This is a genomic window from Pseudomonas sp. GW821-FHT09C09 (assembly GCF_059418105.1).
Map to the genome: position 1 here is coordinate 333,104 of NZ_JBWKPF010000001.1, position 19,190 is coordinate 352,293.

Here is a 19,190-nt window from a genome sequence, read left to right on the forward strand (position 1 = left end):
CTCTTTCGAGGCGGTTTCTTTTTACTCAACCGCTACTGGATCATTCAGCCAGCTTGAATGTAATGAAGCTGGCACGGCCCTGACGCAGAACCCGCATCGACACGGAGCGGTTCTTCGGCAGCGCCTTGGCGATCTCGGAGAACTCCTTGGCCGAGCTGATGGCCTGGTTGTTCAAGTGAGTAATGATATCGCCTGGCTGCAGGCCGATCAGGGCGGCTGGACCGTCCTGCACGTCCTTGATCACCACACCACCCTTGAGGTCGTAGGTTTTCTTCTGTTCGGCAGACAGTTCAGCGACCGAAACACCGAGGCGATTGCTGTTAGTCTCGGCGCCAGATTTCGGCAGGGCATCCAGCTCCTTGTCTTCATCCGGAATCGCGCCGACGGTCAGCTCGATATTCTTGCGCTTGCCTTCACGAATCACTTCCAGATTGGCCTTGGCACCAGCTTTCAGCGCACCAACCAGATGAGGAAGATCTGCGGACATGACGATCGGTTGACCGTTCATGCTCAGGATCACGTCACCCACTTGCAGACCACCCTTGGCAGCCGGACCGTCATCCTGGATCTGAGCCACCAGTGCACCGGCCGGCTTTTCCAGACCGAACGACTCGGCCAGATCCTTGTTCACTTCCTGGATGACCACGCCCAGCCAGCCGCGGCTGACCTTGCCACCGCTTTTCAGCTGGTTGGATACATCCATGGCAACGTCGATCGGGATGGCGAAGGAGACGCCCATGAAGCCCCCGGAACGGGTGTAGATCTGCGAGTTGATCCCTACCACTTCACCGTTCAGGTTGAACAGCGGACCACCGGAGTTACCCGGGTTGATCGGCACGTCGGTCTGAATGAACGGCACGTAGTTTTCGTTTGGCAGGCTGCGGCCAACGGCGCTGACGATGCCCTGGGTCACCGTGTGATCGAAGCCGAACGGCGAACCGATCGCGACCACCCACTGCCCGGCTTTCAGGTCCTGTGATTTGCCGAGTTTGAGCACTGGCAGATCCTTGCCTTCGATTTTCAGAAGGGCCACGTCGGAGCGCGGGTCAGTGCCGATCAGCTTGGCTTTCATTTCACTGCGATCCGCCAGGCGAACGAGAATTTCGTCAGCATCGGCAATCACGTGGTTGTTGGTCAGGATGTAGCCATCAGGCGAAATGATGAAGCCCGACCCCAGCGACTGTGCTTCACGCTGGCGATCACCACGCGGCGAACGCTGTTGCGGTGGCATGCCCCGTTCGAAGAACTCGCGCAGCATCGGTGGCAGGCCTTCCAGATCAGGCATCTGCTGGTTCACTTTGCGATCCGGCAGCTTTTGCGTGGTACTGATGTTCACCACCGCAGGCGAGGCCTGTTCGACCAGCTGGGTGAAATCCGGCAGGTTGACCGGACTGGCCGCATCAGCCGCCTGGACTGCAGGAACAGCCTGACCGAGCACCAGCACGGTGGCGACGATGGAGAGATAAGACTTCAAGCTTGGTATCGACATACAGCTCCCGTTACGACGAGCAGGGTTAAGCGATATGGAGCAAGGAACACCGGGAACTACAGGCCGGCATTTTTGTTCCGGGAACAACAAAACAAGGCCAGAGCCGTGAGGCTCTGACCTATAAAAAATTTTTGGATTATTTGCAAATGAAAATGCTCAGCAAACATTTCATGTCTCGAACACGAAGTGGAAACTGCTGAAATCAGCTCACTGCTTGCTGGTTGCAGCGCCATCGTTGCGTATCGACAAGGCAATCCGCTCGGCAGTACCGATTGGAATTTCGCCGACCACCGTCACCATCATCTCGCCCTGAGGCGTAGTCAAACGGCGGGATACGGCAACCGTTGGCCCCAGCTGAGTCCGTGTATCCGTGACGACGGCACCGTTCAGTGGTTCCAGGAACACCGAGAAACGCGCCAGACCATCGTCATACAGCAGGCTGTTGACCTGGGTCTTGGTGTCAGGATCTTTGTGTGAGGAACTGCTGGTGAGTTCAAAGCCGGGCGGCAACCAGTCGGATCGCCAGACCTGTGCGGTCTTGACGGCAGAAGCCTTGTCACTGTCGAGGTTGACAGGCTTGCAGTCGGAGGCTGCCTGAAGATCCTTGTCGGATGGAACCTCGGCAGTATCCAGTCGAGTGAACTGGAAGCGCTCGAGCAATTGGCCCTTGTCGTTGAGCAGCAACGACTTGAGCGGCAATCCCGTTTCCTTGTCCAGGTGCAGTTCAAATCCGTAGCGATACTGATCCCGTGGCGTCAGCGATACGATTACCGCATCACGCCCGGCCACACGCGACTTGCCGATCACGGCAAGCTCATACCAATTCTTCAGCTTCTGTGGATCGAGTGGACGAGCGGCAGAGTTTGGAGAATCTCCCAGCCCCGCAATCAGGGTGCCGCTGACGCATTGAGTATGCCCATCAATGCGCACGACTTCCTGTGCCGAACCGTCGAGCTGGAGCAAGCGCTCGCGAACCTGCCCGTTCTGGACGCGATGCCAGATGCTGTGGGTAGAAAAACTACCGTTACGCTCGTAAACGAATGTGCCGTGGAAGCTTTGCTGCTGCTCGGCCTGGCCCAGGCGCGTCAGCCAATCCTGGGCCTCATCGGCGTGGGCTGGAACAATGAACCAGCCACTGAGCAGAAGCGAAAGTAGAGGTATGGCGCGCATGATCCTCCTTAACGGTTTTCCAGACTGGCTGCTCGTGCATAAGGCAGTGCGCTTTCAGTACCTTTCAGCGCAGCTTGCTGAGCATGTTGACGCAGGTAACCCGGCAAACGCTGATCGTGCCAGCCTGGCTGGCCTTGCAGCACACCATTGGCCATAGGACCCGTGGCTTCAGAACTCTCATTGTAGCCTGCCAGTACCGCCGGCCCCTTGACCTGCGGAGTCGCCAGCGCTGGCTGATTGGACTGCTGCGCCAGTTCGACACCTGCAATTTCGTCATGGTTATACAGACGAACGCCTGCCAGAACGGCAACGGTCACCGAGGCTGCAACGGCCAGACGACCCAGGCTGCGCCATGGACCGCGGGACACTTTGGCTGGAGTGGCTTCATCTTCCAGCGCAGCAGACACTGCCGCAGCGAGATCCAGGCGTGGGAGCAGCAAATCCTTGTGCATGGCTGCCCGAGCGATCTGGTAGCGAGCCCAGGTTTCGCGGGTTTCAACATCATCCAGTGCGTTGAGCACTCGACGCAATTCCAGTTCGTCCGCTTCGTTATCCATCACTGCGGACAGCGATTCCTGCAGGGCTTCCCGACTCATGGCGTTCCTCTCTTGGCTGTCGCCGCTGTCTTTAGTTTTCCTGCAACAACGGCTGCAGGGCTTTATCGATGGCCTCCCGGGCGCGGAAAATCCGGGAGCGCACGGTACCAACCGGACATTGCATGACGCTCGCGATGTCCTCGTAACTCAGACCGTCGAATTCGCGCAAAGTTAATGCCGTGCGCAAATCTTCTGGCAGTTGCTGAATGGTTCGATGGACGGTGCCTTCGATCTCATCCCGCAGCAATGCGCGTTCAGGAGACTCGAGATCCTTCAGGCCATGATCGCCGTCATAGAACTCTGCATCTTCGGAACTGACATCGCTATCCGGCGGCCGGCGGCCGCGTGAAACCAGATAGTTTTTCGCCGTGTTGATGGCGATGCGGTAAAGCCACGTATAAAACGCACTGTCTCCGCGAAAATTTCCTAGTGCCCGGTAAGCCTTGATAAAGGCTTCTTGAGCAACATCCTGGGCTTCATGGGTGTCGTGCACGAAACGCACGATCAACCCGAGAATTTTGTGTTGATACTTCAACACGAGCAGATCGAAAGCTCGCTTGTCACCGCGCTGAACGCGCTCGACCAGCTGCTGATCCTCTTCCTGGGTTAGCATGAACACTCCTCGATAAACTCGGAGGAAGCTTGCATGGCTAAACGACCGGACTTGCAAACATAGACTCGGGCTTTTCGCAAAAGTTCTCCCCCTCCAAGCAAGTTTCCTGCGGGCTCTGATTTGGCACGCACGAAAAACGCAGCGCGGGATAAACCGGCTGCGCGAATAATCTTTTCATCGGCTCGCCGGCTAGAACCCAACCGCAGGTTCCGCATTGAAGCCGACACTGTCCCTTGTTTCGGGCAACTGTCTATTGATCTTGGGCCTCTGGCAAAAGTTCCAAATATTTATAGACCGGCCACGCCGACATTGGGCAACCGTGAGCGGAAAAAGCATGTTTCATCTGCGATACAGTCGCTTTTTCCCAAAACCGGCGGAAAAAACTTCCGACAAAGCGTCGGCATTTCATCGTCACAGTAGTTTCACAATGCCATATTCACCCGGCTATTGTGCCGCCCCACCCCTCTATATACTAGTGGGCTGTGTGGCTGTCTCGACTCGCCCATCCGCCTGTCTTGCGCCAACCCCGACCCGGGTCGCATTGAGCGGAATCCTGAAATGAGCCAACAGTTTCAACACGATGTTCTGGTGATTGGCAGCGGCGCTGCCGGTTTGAGTCTCGCGCTGACCCTGCCCGGTCACTTGCGCATCGCCGTACTGAGCAAGGGCGATCTCGCCAACGGTTCGACTTATTGGGCCCAGGGTGGCGTGGCAGCCGTGCTGGACGACACAGACACCGTCGAATCCCACGTCGATGACACCCTCAATGCCGGCGGCGGCCTGTGCCATGAAGATGCGGTACGTTTCACCGTCGAGCACAGCAAAGAGGCTATCCAGTGGCTGATCGACCAAGGCGTGCCGTTCACCCGTGATGAACAATCCGGCACGGAAGATGGCGGCTTCGAGTTTCACCTCACCCGCGAAGGCGGCCACAGCCACCGTCGCATCATCCACGCCGCCGATGCCACTGGCGCCGCGATCTTCACAACCTTGCTCGCCCAGGCAAAAGAACGCCCGAACATCGAGTTGCTGGAACAGCGCGTCGCGGTGGACCTGATCACCGAACGACGCCTGGGCCTGGACGGCGACCGCTGCCTCGGTGCCTACGTGCTCAATCGCAAGACCGGCGAAGTCGACACCTATGGCGCCCGATTCGTGATTCTGGCTTCCGGCGGCGCCGCCAAGGTCTACCTCTATACCAGCAACCCTGACGGCGCCTGCGGCGACGGTATCGCCATGGCCTGGCGTTCGGGTTGCCGGGTAGCGAACCTGGAATTCAATCAGTTCCACCCCACCTGCCTCTATCACCCGCAGGCCAAGAGCTTCCTGGTGACCGAAGCCCTGCGCGGTGAAGGCGCACATTTGAAGCTGCCCAACGGCGAACGCTTCATGCAGCGTTTCGACCCGCGCGCCGAACTGGCACCACGGGACATCGTCGCCCGGGCCATCGACCATGAGATGAAGCGTCTGGGTGTCGACTGCGTCTATCTCGACATCAGCCACAAGCCCGAAGCCTTCATCAAATCGCACTTTCCGACCGTCTACGAGCGCTGCCTCGGATTCGGCATCGATATCACCAAGCAGCCGATCCCGGTCGTCCCGGCGGCGCACTACACCTGCGGTGGCGTCATGGTCGACCAACAGGGTCGCACAGACGTGCCCGGACTGTACGCCATCGGCGAAACCAGCTTCACCGGCCTGCACGGCGCCAACCGCATGGCCAGCAACTCGCTGCTGGAGTGCTTCGTTTATGCCCGTTCGGCGGCGGCTGACATTCTCGAGCAACTGTCCGACATCGCCATTCCCCGCGCCCTGCCCGCCTGGGATGCGAGCCAGGTGACCGATTCCGACGAAGATGTGATCATCGCGCACAACTGGGACGAGCTGCGGCGCTTCATGTGGGACTACGTTGGCATCGTGCGCACCAACAAGCGCCTGCAGCGGGCACAGCACCGCGTGCGCCTGCTGCTGGACGAAATCGACGAGTTCTACAGCAACTATAAGGTCAGCCGCGACCTGATCGAGTTGCGCAACCTGGCACAAGTAGCGGAACTGATGATCCGCTCGGCCATGGAGCGCAAGGAGAGCCGAGGCCTGCATTACACCCTCGACTACCCGGATCTGCTGCCCGAGGCCCTCGACACTATTCTGGTGCCGCCCACCTACGCCGGCTGAACTTGAGCCGCACACGCAGGCGTCGGTGCAGATCCGCCGCCTGCGCATCCCGGGGCACGCAGATCGACCTGACCCGCCACTCCCCACGCAATCGAAAGCGCAAAAACACAATCAATGGCAGCGCCAGGCTGTCCGGGCGCAACTGCGCCGGCTGCCAGCCATCGGCCCGACTCCACAATTGCCAGCCATCGGCGTCACGACGCAATCCGCAGAATGCCTTGGGATGACTCAGCAGAATCTGGCGGGGCAACACCCACGCGGCATGGATCAGGCAGGCGACACCACCGAGCAGACTGACCCAGAAAGGGATGACAAGCAGAAACAAAGCGCACAGGGCGAACGCCTGGGCCAGGAGATACGCCGCCAGCAACTGCCGTGAGGCCTGCCAGCGGCATTCGAACGTGTTACTTGGGCTGGACACGATCCAGAATCATGCGAACCATGCGTTGCAGCTCCGGATCTTCGGACTCGCTGCGTTCCATGAACCAGCCGAACATATCCTGATCCTCGCACTCCAGCAGGCGGACATACAGCGCACGGTCCACCTCGTTCAGATTCGAGTAGACCTCTTTCACGAACGGCACCAGCAACACGTCAAGCTCAAGCATGCCGCGACGGCTGTGCCAAAAGAGGCGATTCAGTTCAACTTGTTCGACCATGGAGCGCTCCTCAAATAGGCCGCAAGTATACAGGCCCGAGACGGGTCGAACAGTCGGCTTTGGTCGGGCACCACCGATCCTTTATGAACTACCCATTTCAACACCACCCCCTTATGATGTGCCCCAGTCTATTTACCCTGCGATGACCCATGGCCGATTCTGCTTTTTTCTGCACCCTGTCTCATGAAGGCGTTCTCGCGGTTCGCGGCGCGGATGCCGGCAAATTCCTGCAAGGCCAGTTGACCTGCAATATCAATTACCTGAGTGACGACCGGGCCAGCCTCGGCGCCCGTTGCACGCAGAAAGGCCGGATGCAGTCTAGTTTCCGCATCGTGCTTGAAGGTGACGGCGTGCTGCTGGCGATGGCCGGCGAGTTGTTGGAGCCGCAACTGGCGGACCTGAAAAAGTACGCGGTGTTTTCCAAATCGAAACTGACCGACGAAAGTGCCTCATGGGTGCGCTTCGGTCTGGAGCATGGGGACGCAGCCCTGAGCAACCTGGGTCTGGAACTGCCGGCGGACACCGACAGCGTGGTTCGCCACGAAGGGCTGATCGCGATTCGCGTCTCCCCCGACCGTGCCGAACTCTGGACGCCGGCCGATCAGGCCGACGCCATCAAAGGCAAGCTGTCTGCGCAATTGACCGAAGCCGAACTCAATCAATGGCTGCTGGGCCAGATCCGTGCCGGTATCGGCCAGGTCATGCCGAGCACCCGCGAACTGTTCATCCCGCAGATGCTCAATCTGCAAGCGGTCGGCGGCGTGAGCTTCAAGAAAGGCTGCTACACCGGCCAGGAAATCGTTGCGCGCATGCAGTACCTGGGCAAGCTCAAGCGTCGCCTGTACCGCGTGCAACTGGACGCCAGTGAATTGCCGGAGCCGGGCACCCCGCTGTTCGCCCCGAGCCACGGCAGTTCCATCGGCGAAGTGGTGCTGGCCGCCCGCGCCGAGAAAAATATTGAACTGCTGGCGGTGTTGCAGGCCGAAGCTGCCGACGCAGGCGATTTGCATCTGGGCACGGCCGAAGGTCCGGCGCTGCACTTGCTCGACCTGCCTTACGAACTGGATCGCGACCGCGAAATCCAGCGTTGATCGCAGCATTTGTTGCAACACCCTAGAGAAATGACATGAGTGATCTGGCGGATAAGGTCCAACAGGATTTGGTTGAGGCCATCGATAACGATGACCTGGTTCTGCCAACGTTACCGGAAGTGGCCTTGCAGATTCGCAAGGCCGCCGAAGACCCGGATATCAGCGTCAGCGACCTGAGCAAAGTGATCGGCCGTGACACGGCGCTGTCGGCGCGCCTGATCAAAGTGGTCAACAGCCCGCTGCTGCGCGCCACCCAGGAAGTCACCGACCTGCACACCGCGATCACCCGGCTGGGCGTCAACTACAGCAGTAACCTGGCGATCGGTCTGGTGATGGAACAGATCTTCCACGCCCGCTCCGAGGTGGTGGAACAGAAAATGCGCGAAGTCTGGCGCAAGAGTCTGGAAATCGCCGGGGTCAGCTACGCCCTGTGCCGTCGCTACACCCAGCTCAAGCCCGATCAGGCTGCACTGGGTGGACTGGTGCATCAGATCGGCGTGCTGCCGATCCTGACCTATGCCGAAGATCATTACGAGCTGCTGTCCGATCCCGTCAGCCTCAATCATGTGATCGACCACATTCATCCGCTGATCGGCGACAAGTTGCTGCGGGTCTGGGAATTCCCGGAGCGCCTCGTGGAGTTGCCGGGGCTGTATCAGGACCTGAAACGCGAATCGCCCCAGGTCGATTACGTGGATCTGGTGCAAGTGGCCAGCCTGTATTGCCACAAGGACAGCGATCATCCCCTCGCCCGGATCGACCCGCTCAGCGTTCCGGCCTTTCGCAAGCTCGGGATCGACATCGACAACAAGGTGTTGTGCGCGGATCTGGAAGAATCGCGGTCGATGTTTTACTGAGTCTCAACCCGCAATAAAACTCACCCGCACCTTCAACCCCGCCTGCTCGCCATCATGCAGCGTGATCTGCGCCAGATGCGCGCGGCAGATTTCCCCGACAATTGCCAGACCCAGCCCGGAACCGGCGACCTGCTGATTGCGCCGGTAGAAGCGCTCGAACACCCGGTCACGCTCATCCTGGGGAATGCCCGGTCCGTCGTCTTCAACCTCCAGCACCGCCGGCGACTTCACTCGCAGAATCACGTTGCCCCCCGACGGAGTGTGCGCCAGCGCGTTGTCCACCAGATTGCTCAGCAGCTCGTTGAGCAACGTCGGCTCGCCACGCAGCCAGACCGGTTCGTCCGCTTCCAGTGCCAACGCCACGCCGCGCGCATGAGCCAGCGGCGCCATGGCCATGCCCAGCTCCCGGGCCAACTGGCTCAGATCGAGCAACTGCGCGCCGCCCTCGGCAATCGCCCGGGCGCCGTTTTCCACCCGGGCCAGTGACAGCAACTGGTTGGCCAGATGGGTCAGGCGATCGGTGCTTTGCGCCGATGATTCCAGCGTGTCGCGCCAGGTTTGCGGCTCGCTTGAGCGCAGGCCCAACTCAAGACGCGCTTTGAGCGCCGCCAGCGGCGTGCGCAGTTCGTGGGCCGCATCGGCGATGAATTGCGCCTGCCGCTCGAACTGCCCGCGCAGACGCTCGGTGAAGTGATTGAGCGCCCGCACCAACGGCCACAATTCGTGCTGCACCTCCACCAACGGCAAGGGTCGCAGATCATCCGGCTGACGCTCTTCCACCGCGGTGCGCAAACGCTCGATCGGACGCAATGCCGCGCTGACCGCAAACCACACCAGCAGCAATGCGCCGATTGCCAACATGCCCAGCCGCAACAAGGTGTCGGCCGCCAGACTGCGGGCCATGCTGACGCGTGCTTCGTCGGTTTCGGCGACGCGGATTTCCGCCATGCCGTTCATGTTCGGCTCGGTCACGGCTTTCAACAGACTGACGACGCGCACGTTCTGGCCCTGATAGGTGGCGTTGTAAAAGCGCGCGAGTGCCGGATAGCTGTCGGTTCTCGGCGTTCCCGGCGGCGGGCCCGGCAGGTTTTCGTAACCGGAAATCAGCTTCTGGTGAATGTCGTTGACCTGGTAATAGATGCGTCCCGCGCTGTCGTAGGCGAAGGTGTCGAGGGCCACGTAAGGCACGTCGGCACTGAGGCTGCCGTCCCGCTGCGAAAGGCCGGCAGCGATGGTTCGGGCCGACGCCAGCAAGGTGCGGTCATAAGCGGTGTCGGCGGCTTCGCGACCGTTCCAGTAAGCACTCAGGCCGCTGGCCAGCATCAACACCACCAGCAGCAGCGCGAGGTTCCACAGTAACCGCCAGCGCAGACTGCTGGGCTTATGCATCGCGGCTTTCCAGCAGGTAGCCCAGGCCTCGGAAGGTCACGATGGCCACTGCATGACCGTCGAGTTTCTTGCGCAAGCGATGCACGTAGATTTCGATGGCGTCGGGGCTGGCTTCTTCGTCGAGCCCGAATACTTGCGACGCCAGTTGCTCCTTGCTCATCACCCGCCCCGGGCGCGCGATCAATGCCTCAAGCACTGCTTGCTCACGGGACGTCAGTGTCAGGAGTTCTTCGCCGAGGGTGAAGCGCCGGGTCTCCAGGTCATAGGCCAATACGCCACAGCGCTGGATGCGTTCGCCGCCGAGCACGCTGCGACGCAACAGGGCTTTGACCCGAGCCTCCAGCTCCGTCAATTCAAACGGCTTGGCCAGATAATCGTCGGCGCCGAGATTGAGTCCGTGAACCCGATCCTTGACGTCGCTGCGGGCCGTCAGCATCAGCACCGGCAGGTTCTTGCCCCGAGCCCGCAGGCGCGCCAGCACTTCGAATCCGTCCATGCGCGGCAGGCCGACATCGAGAATCGCCATCGCGTATTCCTCGCTGCCCAGCGCCAGGTCGGCGGCCACGCCATCGTGCAGCACGTCCACGGTCAGACCGGTGCTCTTGAGCGCCTGGGCGACGCTTTCGGCCAGTTGCAGATGGTCTTCGACGAGCAGAACACGCATGGATCTCTACCTCATTCAGGGATGGCCGGCGCCATTCTTTGCCGCGGAGTTTACAGCCGCAACCGCCGCTGTGAAGCCCGAAAACGCGTTAAAACCCGCTGAAAGGTTAGCGAAAGGTTTGGCCGATAGAGTCGGGTTACGGAATGTTTCGGCTTCCGTCGCTGCTGCCACACAGCGATACGAAAAACGCCTCGAAGCGTTTTCGACCAATAAGAACAATAAACGGAGTACACCCCGCATGCAGTCCTTGCAGACCAAGGCTCCTACGCCTGTCCGTCCTTCCCGTTTCAGCCACACCGCCCTTGCCAGTGCCGCCGCCCTCGCCGGTTTTGCACCGATGAGCTACGCCGACTTCATCGAAGACAGCTCCGCCACCTTCGAAACCCGCAACATGTATTTCAACCGCGACTTCCGCGACGGCACCAGTGCCCAGCAGTCCAAGCGCGACGAGTGGGCCCAGGGTTTCATGCTCAATCTGCAATCGGGTTATACCGACGGCACCGTGGGGTTCGGTGTCGATGCGCTGGGGATGTTGGGGGTCAAGCTCGATTCGAGCCCGGACCGCACCGGCACCGGCCTGCTGCCGACCCACGATGACGGGCGCGCGGCAAACGAATACTCCAAGGTCGGCCTGACCGGCAAAGTGAAGATCTCCGCCACCGAACTGAAAATCGGCAGCCTGATTCCGGAACTGCCGATCCTCAAGCCGAACGACGGGCGCATCCTGCCGCAGACTTTCGAAGGCGGCTTGCTGACCTCCAAAGAGATCAAGAACCTGACCTTCACCGGCGGGCGCCTGGACAAGGCCAAGGACCGCGACAGCACCGATTTCGAGGACATTGCCCTCAACAACAAGAACGGCCGTTTCGCCGGCACCGTCGCCGGCAAGCACTTCGACTTTGCCGGCGTGGACTACAAGTTCACCGACAAGATCACCGGCAGCTACCACTTCGCCCAACTCGACGACGTCTACAACCAGCACTTCTTCGGACTGGTCGCGTCGCGGCCGATGGGCCCGGGCACTTTCGCCACCGACCTGCGCTTCGCCGTCAGTGACGATCAGGGCGCAGCCCGTGGCGGCAAGATCGACAACCGCTCCCTCAACGGTCTGGTCAGTTACGCCCTGAGCGGTCACAAGTTCACTGCCGGTTATCAGCACATGTCCGGCGACAGCGCGTTCCCGTATGTCGATGGCAGCGACCCGTACCTGGTCAACTTCGTGCAGATCAACGACTTCGCCGGCGCCGAAGAACGCTCCTGGCAGGCACGCTACGACTTCGACTTCGCCAGACTCGGCATCCCCGGCCTGAGCTTCATGAGCCGCTACTTGAGCGGTGACAACATCAAGCTCAAGAACGGTGACGAAGGCAAAGAGTGGGAGCGCAACACCGAGATCAAATATGTAGTACAAAGCGGCGCCCTGAAGGACGTTGCCGTGCGTTTGCGTAATGCCACTTACCGTTCCAACTACTCCGCTCGCGATGCCGATGAAGTGCGTCTGCTGGTGAGCTATAGCGTTGCCCTTTGGTAATTCAGTACGTCCATAACAACAACTCCCAAGGAGACATAGATGAACTTATCACTGCGTAAAGTCGCTCTGGCCGCTGGCGTCATGCTGTTCGCCGGTCAACTGATGGCTGAACCGAAACGTCCGGAATGCATCGCCCCGGCCTCCCCCGGCGGCGGTTTCGACCTGACCTGCAAACTGGCGCAAAGCGCGCTGGTCAACGAAAAACTGCTGACCAAACCGATGCGCGTGACCTACATGCCCGGCGGTGTCGGCGCGGTGGCGTACAACGCCGTCGTGGCGCAGCGCCCGGCGGACGCCGGTACGCTGGTGGCGTGGTCCAGCGGTTCGCTGTTGAACCTGGCGCAAGGCAAGTTCGGCCGTTTCGATGAAACCAACGTGCGCTGGCTGGCGGCCGTCGGCACCAGCTATGGTGCCATCGCGGTGAAAAGCGATTCGCCCTACAAAACCCTCGATGATCTCGTTCAGGCACTGAAGAAAGATCCGAGTGCCGTGGTCATCGGTTCCGGCGGCACCGTCGGCAGCCAGGACTGGATGCAGACCGCACTGATCGCCAAAGCCGCCGGGATCAACCCGCGCGACCTGCGTTACGTTGCCCTCGAAGGTGGCGGCGAGATCGCCACCGCCCTGCTCGGCGGCCACATTCAGGTCGGCAGCACCGACATCTCCGACTCCATGCCGCACATCCAGAGCGGTGACATGCGCCTGCTGGCCGTGTTCGCCGAAAACCGTCTGGACGAGCCGGAAATGAAAGGCATCCCGACCGCTCGCGAGCAAGGCTACGACATCGTCTGGCCGGTGGTTCGCGGTTTCTACCTCGGGCCGAAAGTCAGCGATGAAGACTACGCCTGGTGGAAAGGTGCCTTCGACAAACTGCTGGCCTCCGACGAGTTCGCCAAGCTGCGCGATCAGCGTGAACTGTTCCCGTTCGCCATGACCGGCCCGGAGCTGGACACCTACGTGAAGAAGCAAGTCGCGGATTACAAAGTGCTGGCCAAAGAGTTCGGCCTGATCCAGTGATCGTCTCTGTCTAGCGGCCATGGCCTCGCGCATCGAGGTCATGGCCCAGGAGTTCCTCATGCTGATTCAACGCATTTTTGCCTCGGTGTTGCTGCTGGCCTGTGCCGGTCTGGCACTGATGGCCTGGCCTTATCAGGCTGCGTTTTCCTACGAGCCGGTCGGCCCGCGGGCGTTTCCTCTGCTGATGCTTGGCCTGATGAGCCTGGCGCTGCTGTACATGGTGTTTCGCCCGGCACCGATCAAACACAGTGAAGACGAGCCGCCGCTGGACCGCGAAACCCTGACCAAGATCAGCATCTGCGTGCTGTTGCTGCTGGTGTTCGCCGGTCTGTTCGAGCCGCTGGGTTTCATCCTCAGCAGTTGCCTGATCGGCATCCCGATGGCGCGCCTGTACGGCGGCCGCTGGTTGCCCAGCATCGTGGTGACCACGCTGATGGCCATCGGTCTGTACCTGCTGTTCGACCGTCTGATGGACGTACCGCTGCCCCTCGGCCTGCTCGACGTTCTGGAGAACTGATATGGATACGCTCGGATATTTGGGACAGGGCTTCGGCGTCGCGCTGAGCCCGTACAACCTGGTCACGGCGCTGACCGGTACGCTGATCGGCACCGTGGTTGGCCTGTTGCCGGGCCTGGGCCCGATCAATGGTGTGGCACTGCTGATTCCGATCGCCTTCGCCCTCGGTCTGCCGCCGGAGTCGGCGCTGATCCTGCTGGCGGCGGTGTACCTGGGCTGCGAATACGGCGGCCGGATCAGTTCGATCCTGCTGAACATTCCCGGCGAAGCCTCCACCGTGATGACCACCCTCGACGGCTACCCGATGGCCCGCCAGGGTCTGGCCGGGGTCGCGTTGTCGCTGTCGGCGTGGAGCTCGTTCATCGGTGCATTCATCGCCACCTGCGGCATGGTGCTGTTCGCCCCGCTGCTGGCGAAATGGGCGATTGCCTTCGGGCCGGCGGAATACTTCGTACTGATGGTGTTCGCGATTGTCTGCCTCGGCGGCATGGCCGGTGACCGACCACTGAAGACGTTCATTGCGGCGTTGATCGGTCTGTTCCTGTCCAGCGTCGGCATCGACGCCAACAGCGGCGTGTACCGTTTTACCGGCGACAATATTCACCTGACCGACGGCATTCAGTTCGTGGTACTGGTGCTGGGCCTGTTCTCGATCAGCGAAATCCTTCTGCTGCTGGAGAAAACCCATCGCGGCCAGGAAGCGGTGAAAGCCACCGGGCGGATGATGTTCAACTTCAAGGAAGCGGCGTCGGTGTTCGTGGTGAACATCCGTTGCGGCCTGCTCGGTTTCATCATGGGCGTATTGCCGGGCGCCGGCGCGACCCTGGCCAGTGCCGTGGCCTACATGACCGAGAAACGCATCGCCGGTGCCGACGGCAAATTCGGTGAAGGTGACAAGCGCGGTCTCGCCGCCCCGGAAACCGCCATCGGCGCATCCGCCTGCGGCGCGCTGGTGCCGATGCTGACCCTCGGTGTTCCGGGTTCGGGCACCACGGCGGTGATGATCGGCGCGCTGTCGCTGTACAACATCACCCCGGGCCCGCTGCTGTTCCAGCAACAACCGGACATCGTCTGGGGCCTGATCGCGTCGCTGTTCATCGCCAACATCATGCTGGTGATCCTGAACATCCCGATGATCCGCATCTTCACCCGCATCCTCGCCGTGCCGAACTGGGCGCTGGTACCGGTGATCGCGATCATTACCGGGATCGGCGTCTACGCCGTGCACGCGACCACGTTCGACCTGTTCCTGATGGTCGGCATCGGCATCTTCGGCTACATCCTGCGCAAGCTCGATTTCCCGCTGTCGCCGGTCCTGCTGGGGTTCATCCTCGGTGGCCTGATGGAGCAGAACCTGCGTCGTGCGCTGTCGATCTCCAACGGTGCACTGGAAATCCTCTGGTCGAGCCCGATCACCTTCGGCGTCTGGGTACTGACCGCGATCATGTTGCTGATGCCGTTGCTGCGTATCTGGCGCAAACGTTCGGTCGCCCGGCGCGCCATCGCCGATGTTTGATCGGTCCTTCAAAACCTGGTGGGGAACCCCGCTGGTCGGTCTGCTTGGCGGTTTCATCGCCAGCCAGATCGGCTGGCCGCTGCCGTGGATGGTCGGCTCGTTGCTGGCGATCATCCTGGTGCGCTGCCTGACCCCGTGGCAACTCACCGAAATCCCTGGCGGCCGCAAGTGCGGCCAGTGGATCGTCGGGATCGGCATCGGCCTGCACTTCACCCCGCTGGTGATGGAGCAGGTGCTGAGCCACTTCGGACTGATCTTCTTCGGGGCTCTGGTCACCAGCCTGTCGGCCGTAGTCGGCGTGTGGCTGATGCGCCGCACCGGCGAGGATCGCGCCACGGCGTTTTTCTCCAGCATGCCTGGCGGCTCCGGCGAGATGGTCAACCTCGGCGCACGCAACGGCGCGATGCTCAGCCATGTCGCGGCCGGGCAGAGTCTGCGGGTGCTGGTGGTGGTGCTGTGTGTGCCGGCGGCATTCAAATATCTGCTGGGCGATGGCGCCCCGATTTCTCACGCTGGCAGCGTCGACTGGCGCTGGCTGGCGATTCTTTTTCCGGCGGGCGGCTTGCTCGCGTGGCTCTGGCAACGTCTGCGTCAACCCAATCCGTGGCTGTTCGGGCCTCTGCTGGTCAGCGCGGCGGTGAGCATCGGCTGGGATCTGCATATCGGTCTGCCCAACGGCGGCAGCCAGATTGGTCAGTGGCTGATCGGCAGCGGACTGGGCTGTCACTTCAACCGGCAGTTCTTCCGACGTGCGCCGTCGTTCATGGGGCGCACGTTGATCGGCACGGCGCTGACCATGTTGATCGCCACATTGGCGGCGTTGGGACTGAGCGCAATAACCCATCTGGATCTGCGTTCGCTGACCCTGGGCATGATGCCCGGCGGGATCGCCGAGATGAGCCTGACGGCGGAAACCCTGCAACTGTCGGTGCCGCTGGTGACGGCGATGCAGGTGATGCGGCTGTTGTTCGTGTTGTTTCTGGCGGAACCGTTGTTCAAATACTGGAACCGCCAGCCCTGAGTTTCAGACCACCGACGGCAGGCGCCACTCGATCGGCGCTTCGCCGTTCTGCTCCAGGAACTTGTTGGTGCGGCTGAAGTGCCCGCAGCCGAGGAAGCCGCGATAGGCTGACAGCGGCGACGGATGCACCGAGGTCAGTACCAGATGCTTGGTGGCATCGATCAGCTTCTGCTTGCTCTGGGCATGAGAGCCCCAGAGCATGAACACCAGATGCGGCTGCCGCTGGCTGACCACTTCGATGATCCGGTCAGTGAAAAACTGCCAGCCCTTGTCCTTGTGCGCATTGGCGTTGGCGCGCTCGACGGTCATGGTGGTGTTGAGCATCAGCACCCCCTGATCGGCCCAGCTCTGCAGGTAGCCGTGGTTGGGGATGTCGATGTTCAGGTCGCGTTTCAACTCTTTGTAGATGTTGACCAGCGACGGCGGCGCCGGCACGCCCGGTTGCACCGAGAAGCACAAGCCGTGGGCCTGGCCCGGGCCGTGGTACGGGTCCTGGCCGAGAATGACCACTTTTACCTTGTCCAGCGGCGTCGAGTTCAACGCATTGAAAATCAGCGGTCCCGGCGGATAGATTTCCTTGCCGGCCGCCCGCTCCTGCTGCAGAAAATTGCGCAACTCTGCCATATAGGGCTGGTCGAACTCAGCACGCAGTGCCTCCTTCCAGCTCGGTTCGAGTTTGATACGGTCGTCAGCAGTCATGGTCATACCCGGCAAAAACAATGGGGCGAACCCTAGGAAAGCCAACCACGCTTGTCAATTGATCTGACGCAGATCCGGCACTTTCCCACACAGCGATCATACTGATCGTTCAAATTCCCGATCGAGGTCACGATGAATCTGCACTTCGAAGAACTGACCGGCACCGACGGCGCGCGCATCGGCGTGGCCACTCTGGATACCGAAAAGTCGCTCAACGCGCTGTCCCTGCCGATGATCCACGCCCTGAGCGACAGACTGAACGCCTGGGCCAAGGATCCGCAAATCGTCTGTGTGTTGCTGCGCGGCAACGGCGCCAAGGCCTTCTGTGCCGGCGGCGAAGTGCGTAGCCTGGTGGAAGCCTGCCGCGCCCATCCCGGCGAAGTACCGCCGCTGGCCGCGCAGTTTTTCAGCGCGGAATACCGTCTTGACTACAGCCTGCACACCTACCCGAAACCTTTGATCTGCTGGGGTCATGGCTATGTGCTCGGCGGCGGCATGGGCCTCTTGCAAGGTGCGCACATCCGGATCGTCACGCCGAGCAGCCGATTGGCGATGCCGGAAATCAGTATCGGCCTGTACCCGGATGTCGGTGCCAGTTGGTTCCTGTCGCGCCTGCCGGGCAAGCTCGGTTTGTTCCTCGGCCTGACCGGCGCGCACATGAACGGTCGTGACGCGCTGGACCTGGATCTGGCCGACCGTTTCCTGCTCGACGAACAGCAGCAGGAACTGATCGATGGCCTGCTGCAGCTGAACTGGCAGGAACAGACCGCCATGCAGCTCAACAGTCTGCTCAAGGCCTTGCAGCAGGAAGCTGCGGCGCAAATGCCTGAGGCGCAATGGCTGCCGCGTCGTCAGGCAATCGATGATCTGCTGGATGTCAGCGACGTGACCTGTGCCTGGAAAGCCATCAGCCTGCAACGGGACAGCAACGACCTGTTGATTGCCCGGGCGGCGAAAACCATGAGCGAAGGTTCACCACTGACCGCGCATCTGGTCTGGGAACAGATCGTCCGCGCCCGCCACTTGTCGCTGGCTGAAGTCTTTCAGATGGAATACACCCTGAGCCTCAATTGCTGCCGGCATCCGGAGTTCAGCGAAGGTGTTCGGGCGCGATTGATCGACAAGGATCACAAACCGCACTGGCATTGGCCGGACATCACCCGGGTGCCGGACGCGGTGGTCGAGGCGCACTTTCACAAGGTCTGGGAGGGAAGGCATCCGTTGGCGGATCTCTCCAGTTACTGAAATCCGGGCATAAAAAAAGCGGCGCTCAATGCGCCGCTTTTTTGCGGTTGGTTACCAGCGGTTACCGCGCCAGTGATCGCCGCGTCCGCTGTGACGGTCATAGTCGCCACGACCGCGGTGATCGTCCCAGCCACCACGACGGTGGCCATCCCAGCGTCCGCGATCATCGCCGTGCCAGCGGCGGCTCTCGTAGTAGCGCGGGGCCGGTTGGTAGTACCGGGGCGCCGAGTAATAACGTGGCGCCGGTTGGTAATAGCGTGGTGCTGGCTGGTAGTAACGCGGGGCCGAGTAATAGGTGCTGCCGCCGCTGTAATAAGTGCCACCGCTGTTGTAGTACGAAGGAGACTGGGAGGTGTAGACCTCTGAGGTGTAGTAGCCATCTCCGTAGGAGTAAGGGACGCAACCGCCAATCGAAAAAAGCATCACGGCAAGCAGAAGAATTCGGCGATACATGGCGGCCTCCTGGACCGCGGGTAGCCACACCAGCGACGCTGGCAGGCGTCAGTCTTTCATTCGGCGACTGACGAAATATCTGACAGCGTTTTCTGAATCTGGTGCGTTTCAGTAACAACTTGAAACAAGTGATTCATGAAATCTTGTTCATCCGCAAACGCCGCCATTCAGCCGCTGATTAGTGATGACCACCATGGTATCCACCGCCGTGATAACCCCTTCCGTAGCCGCGATAGCCATAGCCGCCGTAGTAATAGCGGCCGCCACCGTAGTAGCGCGGGCCGTAATATCCACCGTAGTAATAGGGCGAGTAGTAGCCGGGATAGTAGTAAGGCGGGGAGTAAACATCGTAGCCGCCACCGTAGTAATAACAGCCGGACAGCCCCAGACCGAGCACTGCTCCCAGCAGCACCCGACGCAGCAATTTTGCAGTACTCATGACGGCCTCCTGGAAGACCTGTGACAGCAGTCGGCACAGACCGGCTGAC

General features: G+C 60.8%; 20 protein-coding genes. 9 read left to right on the forward strand and 11 right to left on the reverse strand.

Annotated features, from left to right (window positions below):
• Nucleotides 1-40 precede the first annotated feature (40 nt).
• The 4 genes from AC07NR_RS01595 to rpoE form a co-directional block, all read right to left on the reverse strand.
• Nucleotides 41-1,489, reverse strand: coding sequence for a DegQ family serine endoprotease (locus tag AC07NR_RS01595; protein ID WP_248738038.1), 1,449 nt, complete (start codon nt 1,487-1,489; stop codon nt 41-43).
• 207 nt (nt 1,490-1,696) lie between these two features.
• Nucleotides 1,697-2,659, reverse strand: a complete 963-nt coding sequence (locus tag AC07NR_RS01600) for a MucB/RseB C-terminal domain-containing protein (RefSeq protein WP_085710237.1) — start codon at nt 2,657-2,659, stop codon at nt 1,697-1,699.
• A gap of 8 nt (nt 2,660-2,667) precedes the next feature.
• The gene (locus tag AC07NR_RS01605; RefSeq protein ID WP_114881793.1) at nt 2,668-3,255 is read right to left on the reverse strand and encodes a sigma-E factor negative regulatory protein; all 588 of its coding nucleotides are present in this window, start codon (nt 3,253-3,255) and stop codon (nt 2,668-2,670) included.
• Between the two features lie 31 nt (nt 3,256-3,286).
• Nucleotides 3,287-3,868 (reverse strand): RNA polymerase sigma factor RpoE/AlgU, encoded by a 582-nt coding sequence (gene rpoE / locus AC07NR_RS01610; RefSeq protein WP_003172477.1) that lies wholly within the window; start codon nt 3,866-3,868, stop codon nt 3,287-3,289.
• Nucleotides 3,869-4,426: 558 nt separating this feature from the next.
• Here rpoE and nadB point away from each other — a divergent pair.
• Nucleotides 4,427-6,043: an L-aspartate oxidase gene (gene nadB / locus AC07NR_RS01615; protein ID WP_085710235.1), complete on the forward strand. Its 1,617-nt coding sequence runs from the start codon at nt 4,427-4,429 to the stop codon at nt 6,041-6,043.
• Here the strand turns inward: nadB and AC07NR_RS01620 are convergent.
• Nucleotides 6,012-6,464, reverse strand: a complete 453-nt coding sequence (locus tag AC07NR_RS01620; RefSeq protein ID WP_495077673.1) for a protein YgfX — start codon at nt 6,462-6,464, stop codon at nt 6,012-6,014. The genes nadB and AC07NR_RS01620 overlap by 32 nt on opposite strands.
• Nucleotides 6,448-6,702, reverse strand: coding sequence for an FAD assembly factor SdhE (locus tag AC07NR_RS01625; protein WP_065257636.1), 255 nt, complete (start codon nt 6,700-6,702; stop codon nt 6,448-6,450). The genes AC07NR_RS01620 and AC07NR_RS01625 overlap by 17 nt, the downstream gene beginning before the upstream one ends.
• Nucleotides 6,703-6,851: 149 nt before the next feature.
• Between AC07NR_RS01625 and ygfZ the strand changes: the two genes are divergently transcribed.
• Together ygfZ and AC07NR_RS01635 are read left to right on the forward strand one after the other, a co-directional pair.
• Entirely contained in the window at nt 6,852-7,793 is a 942-nt protein-coding gene (gene ygfZ / locus AC07NR_RS01630; protein ID WP_248738040.1) for a CAF17-like 4Fe-4S cluster assembly/insertion protein YgfZ, read from the forward strand.
• A 35-nt stretch (nt 7,794-7,828) separates the two neighbouring features.
• Nucleotides 7,829-8,650, forward strand: a complete 822-nt coding sequence (locus AC07NR_RS01635; RefSeq protein ID WP_114881789.1) for an HDOD domain-containing protein — start codon at nt 7,829-7,831, stop codon at nt 8,648-8,650.
• 3 nt (nt 8,651-8,653) lie between these two features.
• Here AC07NR_RS01635 and AC07NR_RS01640 read toward each other — a convergent pair whose 3' ends face one another.
• Both AC07NR_RS01640 and AC07NR_RS01645 read right to left on the reverse strand, forming a co-directional pair.
• Entirely contained in the window at nt 8,654-10,039 is a 1,386-nt protein-coding gene (locus AC07NR_RS01640; protein WP_085729999.1) for a sensor histidine kinase, read from the reverse strand.
• On the reverse strand, nt 10,032-10,703 hold the full coding sequence (locus AC07NR_RS01645) for a response regulator (RefSeq protein ID WP_085710230.1): 672 nt from the start codon (nt 10,701-10,703) through the stop codon (nt 10,032-10,034). The genes AC07NR_RS01640 and AC07NR_RS01645 overlap by 8 nt, the downstream gene beginning before the upstream one ends.
• 238 nt (nt 10,704-10,941) lie before the next feature.
• Between AC07NR_RS01645 and AC07NR_RS01650 the strand changes: the two genes are divergently transcribed.
• Genes AC07NR_RS01650 through AC07NR_RS01670 form a run of 5 tightly spaced genes read left to right on the forward strand, consistent with a single transcriptional unit; the run spans nt 10,942 to nt 16,305 of the window.
• On the forward strand, nt 10,942-12,234 hold the full coding sequence (locus AC07NR_RS01650; protein ID WP_495077674.1) for an OprD family porin: 1,293 nt from the start codon (nt 10,942-10,944) through the stop codon (nt 12,232-12,234).
• A 39-nt stretch (nt 12,235-12,273) separates the two neighbouring features.
• Nucleotides 12,274-13,251, forward strand: a complete 978-nt coding sequence (locus AC07NR_RS01655; protein ID WP_119428757.1) for a Bug family tripartite tricarboxylate transporter substrate binding protein — start codon at nt 12,274-12,276, stop codon at nt 13,249-13,251.
• A gap of 58 nt (nt 13,252-13,309) precedes the next feature.
• Nucleotides 13,310-13,768: a tripartite tricarboxylate transporter TctB family protein gene (locus AC07NR_RS01660; protein ID WP_114886620.1), complete on the forward strand. Its 459-nt coding sequence runs from the start codon at nt 13,310-13,312 to the stop codon at nt 13,766-13,768.
• A gap of 1 nt (nt 13,769) precedes the next feature.
• Complete coding sequence (locus AC07NR_RS01665; protein WP_085710226.1) at nt 13,770-15,284, forward strand: tripartite tricarboxylate transporter permease; 1,515 nt, start codon at nt 13,770-13,772, stop codon at nt 15,282-15,284.
• Nucleotides 15,277-16,305 (forward strand): AbrB family transcriptional regulator, encoded by a 1,029-nt coding sequence (locus AC07NR_RS01670; protein ID WP_495077675.1) that lies wholly within the window; start codon nt 15,277-15,279, stop codon nt 16,303-16,305. Before AC07NR_RS01665 ends, AC07NR_RS01670 begins: the two co-directional genes overlap by 8 nt.
• 3 nt (nt 16,306-16,308) lie before the next feature.
• On the opposite strand, the gene ung is transcribed toward AC07NR_RS01670, so the two are convergent.
• Nucleotides 16,309-17,004 carry a uracil-DNA glycosylase gene (ung, locus tag AC07NR_RS01675; protein WP_085710669.1) on the reverse strand — a complete coding sequence of 232 codons (696 nt, stop codon included), beginning with the start codon at nt 17,002-17,004 and terminating at the stop codon, nt 16,309-16,311.
• A 132-nt stretch (nt 17,005-17,136) separates the two neighbouring features.
• Here ung and dspII point away from each other — a divergent pair, with 132 nt between their 5' ends.
• Entirely contained in the window at nt 17,137-18,249 is a 1,113-nt protein-coding gene (gene dspII / locus AC07NR_RS01680; protein WP_495077676.1) for an enoyl-CoA hydratase/isomerase DspII, read from the forward strand.
• A gap of 51 nt (nt 18,250-18,300) precedes the next feature.
• Here dspII and AC07NR_RS01685 read toward each other — a convergent pair whose 3' ends face one another.
• A complete protein-coding gene (locus AC07NR_RS01685; RefSeq protein WP_096819427.1) occupies nt 18,301-18,702 on the reverse strand; it encodes a hypothetical protein in 402 nt (133 codons plus the stop codon).
• Nucleotides 18,703-18,880: 178 nt separating this feature from the next.
• Entirely contained in the window at nt 18,881-19,141 is a 261-nt protein-coding gene (locus AC07NR_RS01690; RefSeq protein WP_248738045.1) for a hypothetical protein, read from the reverse strand.
• Between the last annotated feature and the right edge of the window lie 49 nt (nt 19,142-19,190).

Excerpts from the sequence above, each read along its gene's own strand:
- AC07NR_RS01595 (WP_248738038.1), bottom strand. The coding sequence starts at position 1,489 with ATGTCGATACCAAGCTTGAAGTCTTATCTCTCCATCGTCGCCACCGTG.
- AC07NR_RS01600 (WP_085710237.1), bottom strand. The coding sequence starts at position 2,659 with ATGCGCGCCATACCTCTACTTTCGCTTCTGCTCAGTGGCTGGTTCATT.
- AC07NR_RS01605 (WP_114881793.1), bottom strand. The coding sequence starts at position 3,255 with ATGAGTCGGGAAGCCCTGCAGGAATCGCTGTCCGCAGTGATGGATAAC.
- rpoE (WP_003172477.1), bottom strand. The coding sequence starts at position 3,868 with ATGCTAACCCAGGAAGAGGATCAGCAGCTGGTCGAGCGCGTTCAGCGC.
- nadB (WP_085710235.1), top strand. The coding sequence starts at position 4,427 with ATGAGCCAACAGTTTCAACACGATGTTCTGGTGATTGGCAGCGGCGCT.
- AC07NR_RS01625 (WP_065257636.1), bottom strand. The coding sequence starts at position 6,702 with ATGGTCGAACAAGTTGAACTGAATCGCCTCTTTTGGCACAGCCGTCGC.
- ygfZ (WP_248738040.1), top strand. The coding sequence starts at position 6,852 with ATGGCCGATTCTGCTTTTTTCTGCACCCTGTCTCATGAAGGCGTTCTC.
- AC07NR_RS01635 (WP_114881789.1), top strand. The coding sequence starts at position 7,829 with ATGAGTGATCTGGCGGATAAGGTCCAACAGGATTTGGTTGAGGCCATC.
- AC07NR_RS01640 (WP_085729999.1), bottom strand. The coding sequence starts at position 10,039 with ATGCATAAGCCCAGCAGTCTGCGCTGGCGGTTACTGTGGAACCTCGCG.
- AC07NR_RS01645 (WP_085710230.1), bottom strand. The coding sequence starts at position 10,703 with ATGCGTGTTCTGCTCGTCGAAGACCATCTGCAACTGGCCGAAAGCGTC.
- AC07NR_RS01650 (WP_495077674.1), top strand. The coding sequence starts at position 10,942 with ATGCAGTCCTTGCAGACCAAGGCTCCTACGCCTGTCCGTCCTTCCCGT.
- AC07NR_RS01655 (WP_119428757.1), top strand. The coding sequence starts at position 12,274 with ATGAACTTATCACTGCGTAAAGTCGCTCTGGCCGCTGGCGTCATGCTG.
- AC07NR_RS01660 (WP_114886620.1), top strand. The coding sequence starts at position 13,310 with ATGCTGATTCAACGCATTTTTGCCTCGGTGTTGCTGCTGGCCTGTGCC.
- AC07NR_RS01665 (WP_085710226.1), top strand. The coding sequence starts at position 13,770 with ATGGATACGCTCGGATATTTGGGACAGGGCTTCGGCGTCGCGCTGAGC.
- AC07NR_RS01670 (WP_495077675.1), top strand. The coding sequence starts at position 15,277 with ATGTTTGATCGGTCCTTCAAAACCTGGTGGGGAACCCCGCTGGTCGGT.
- ung (WP_085710669.1), bottom strand. The coding sequence starts at position 17,004 with ATGACTGCTGACGACCGTATCAAACTCGAACCGAGCTGGAAGGAGGCA.
- dspII (WP_495077676.1), top strand. The coding sequence starts at position 17,137 with ATGAATCTGCACTTCGAAGAACTGACCGGCACCGACGGCGCGCGCATC.
- AC07NR_RS01685 (WP_096819427.1), bottom strand. The coding sequence starts at position 18,702 with ATGTATCGCCGAATTCTTCTGCTTGCCGTGATGCTTTTTTCGATTGGC.
- AC07NR_RS01690 (WP_248738045.1), bottom strand. The coding sequence starts at position 19,141 with ATGAGTACTGCAAAATTGCTGCGTCGGGTGCTGCTGGGAGCAGTGCTC.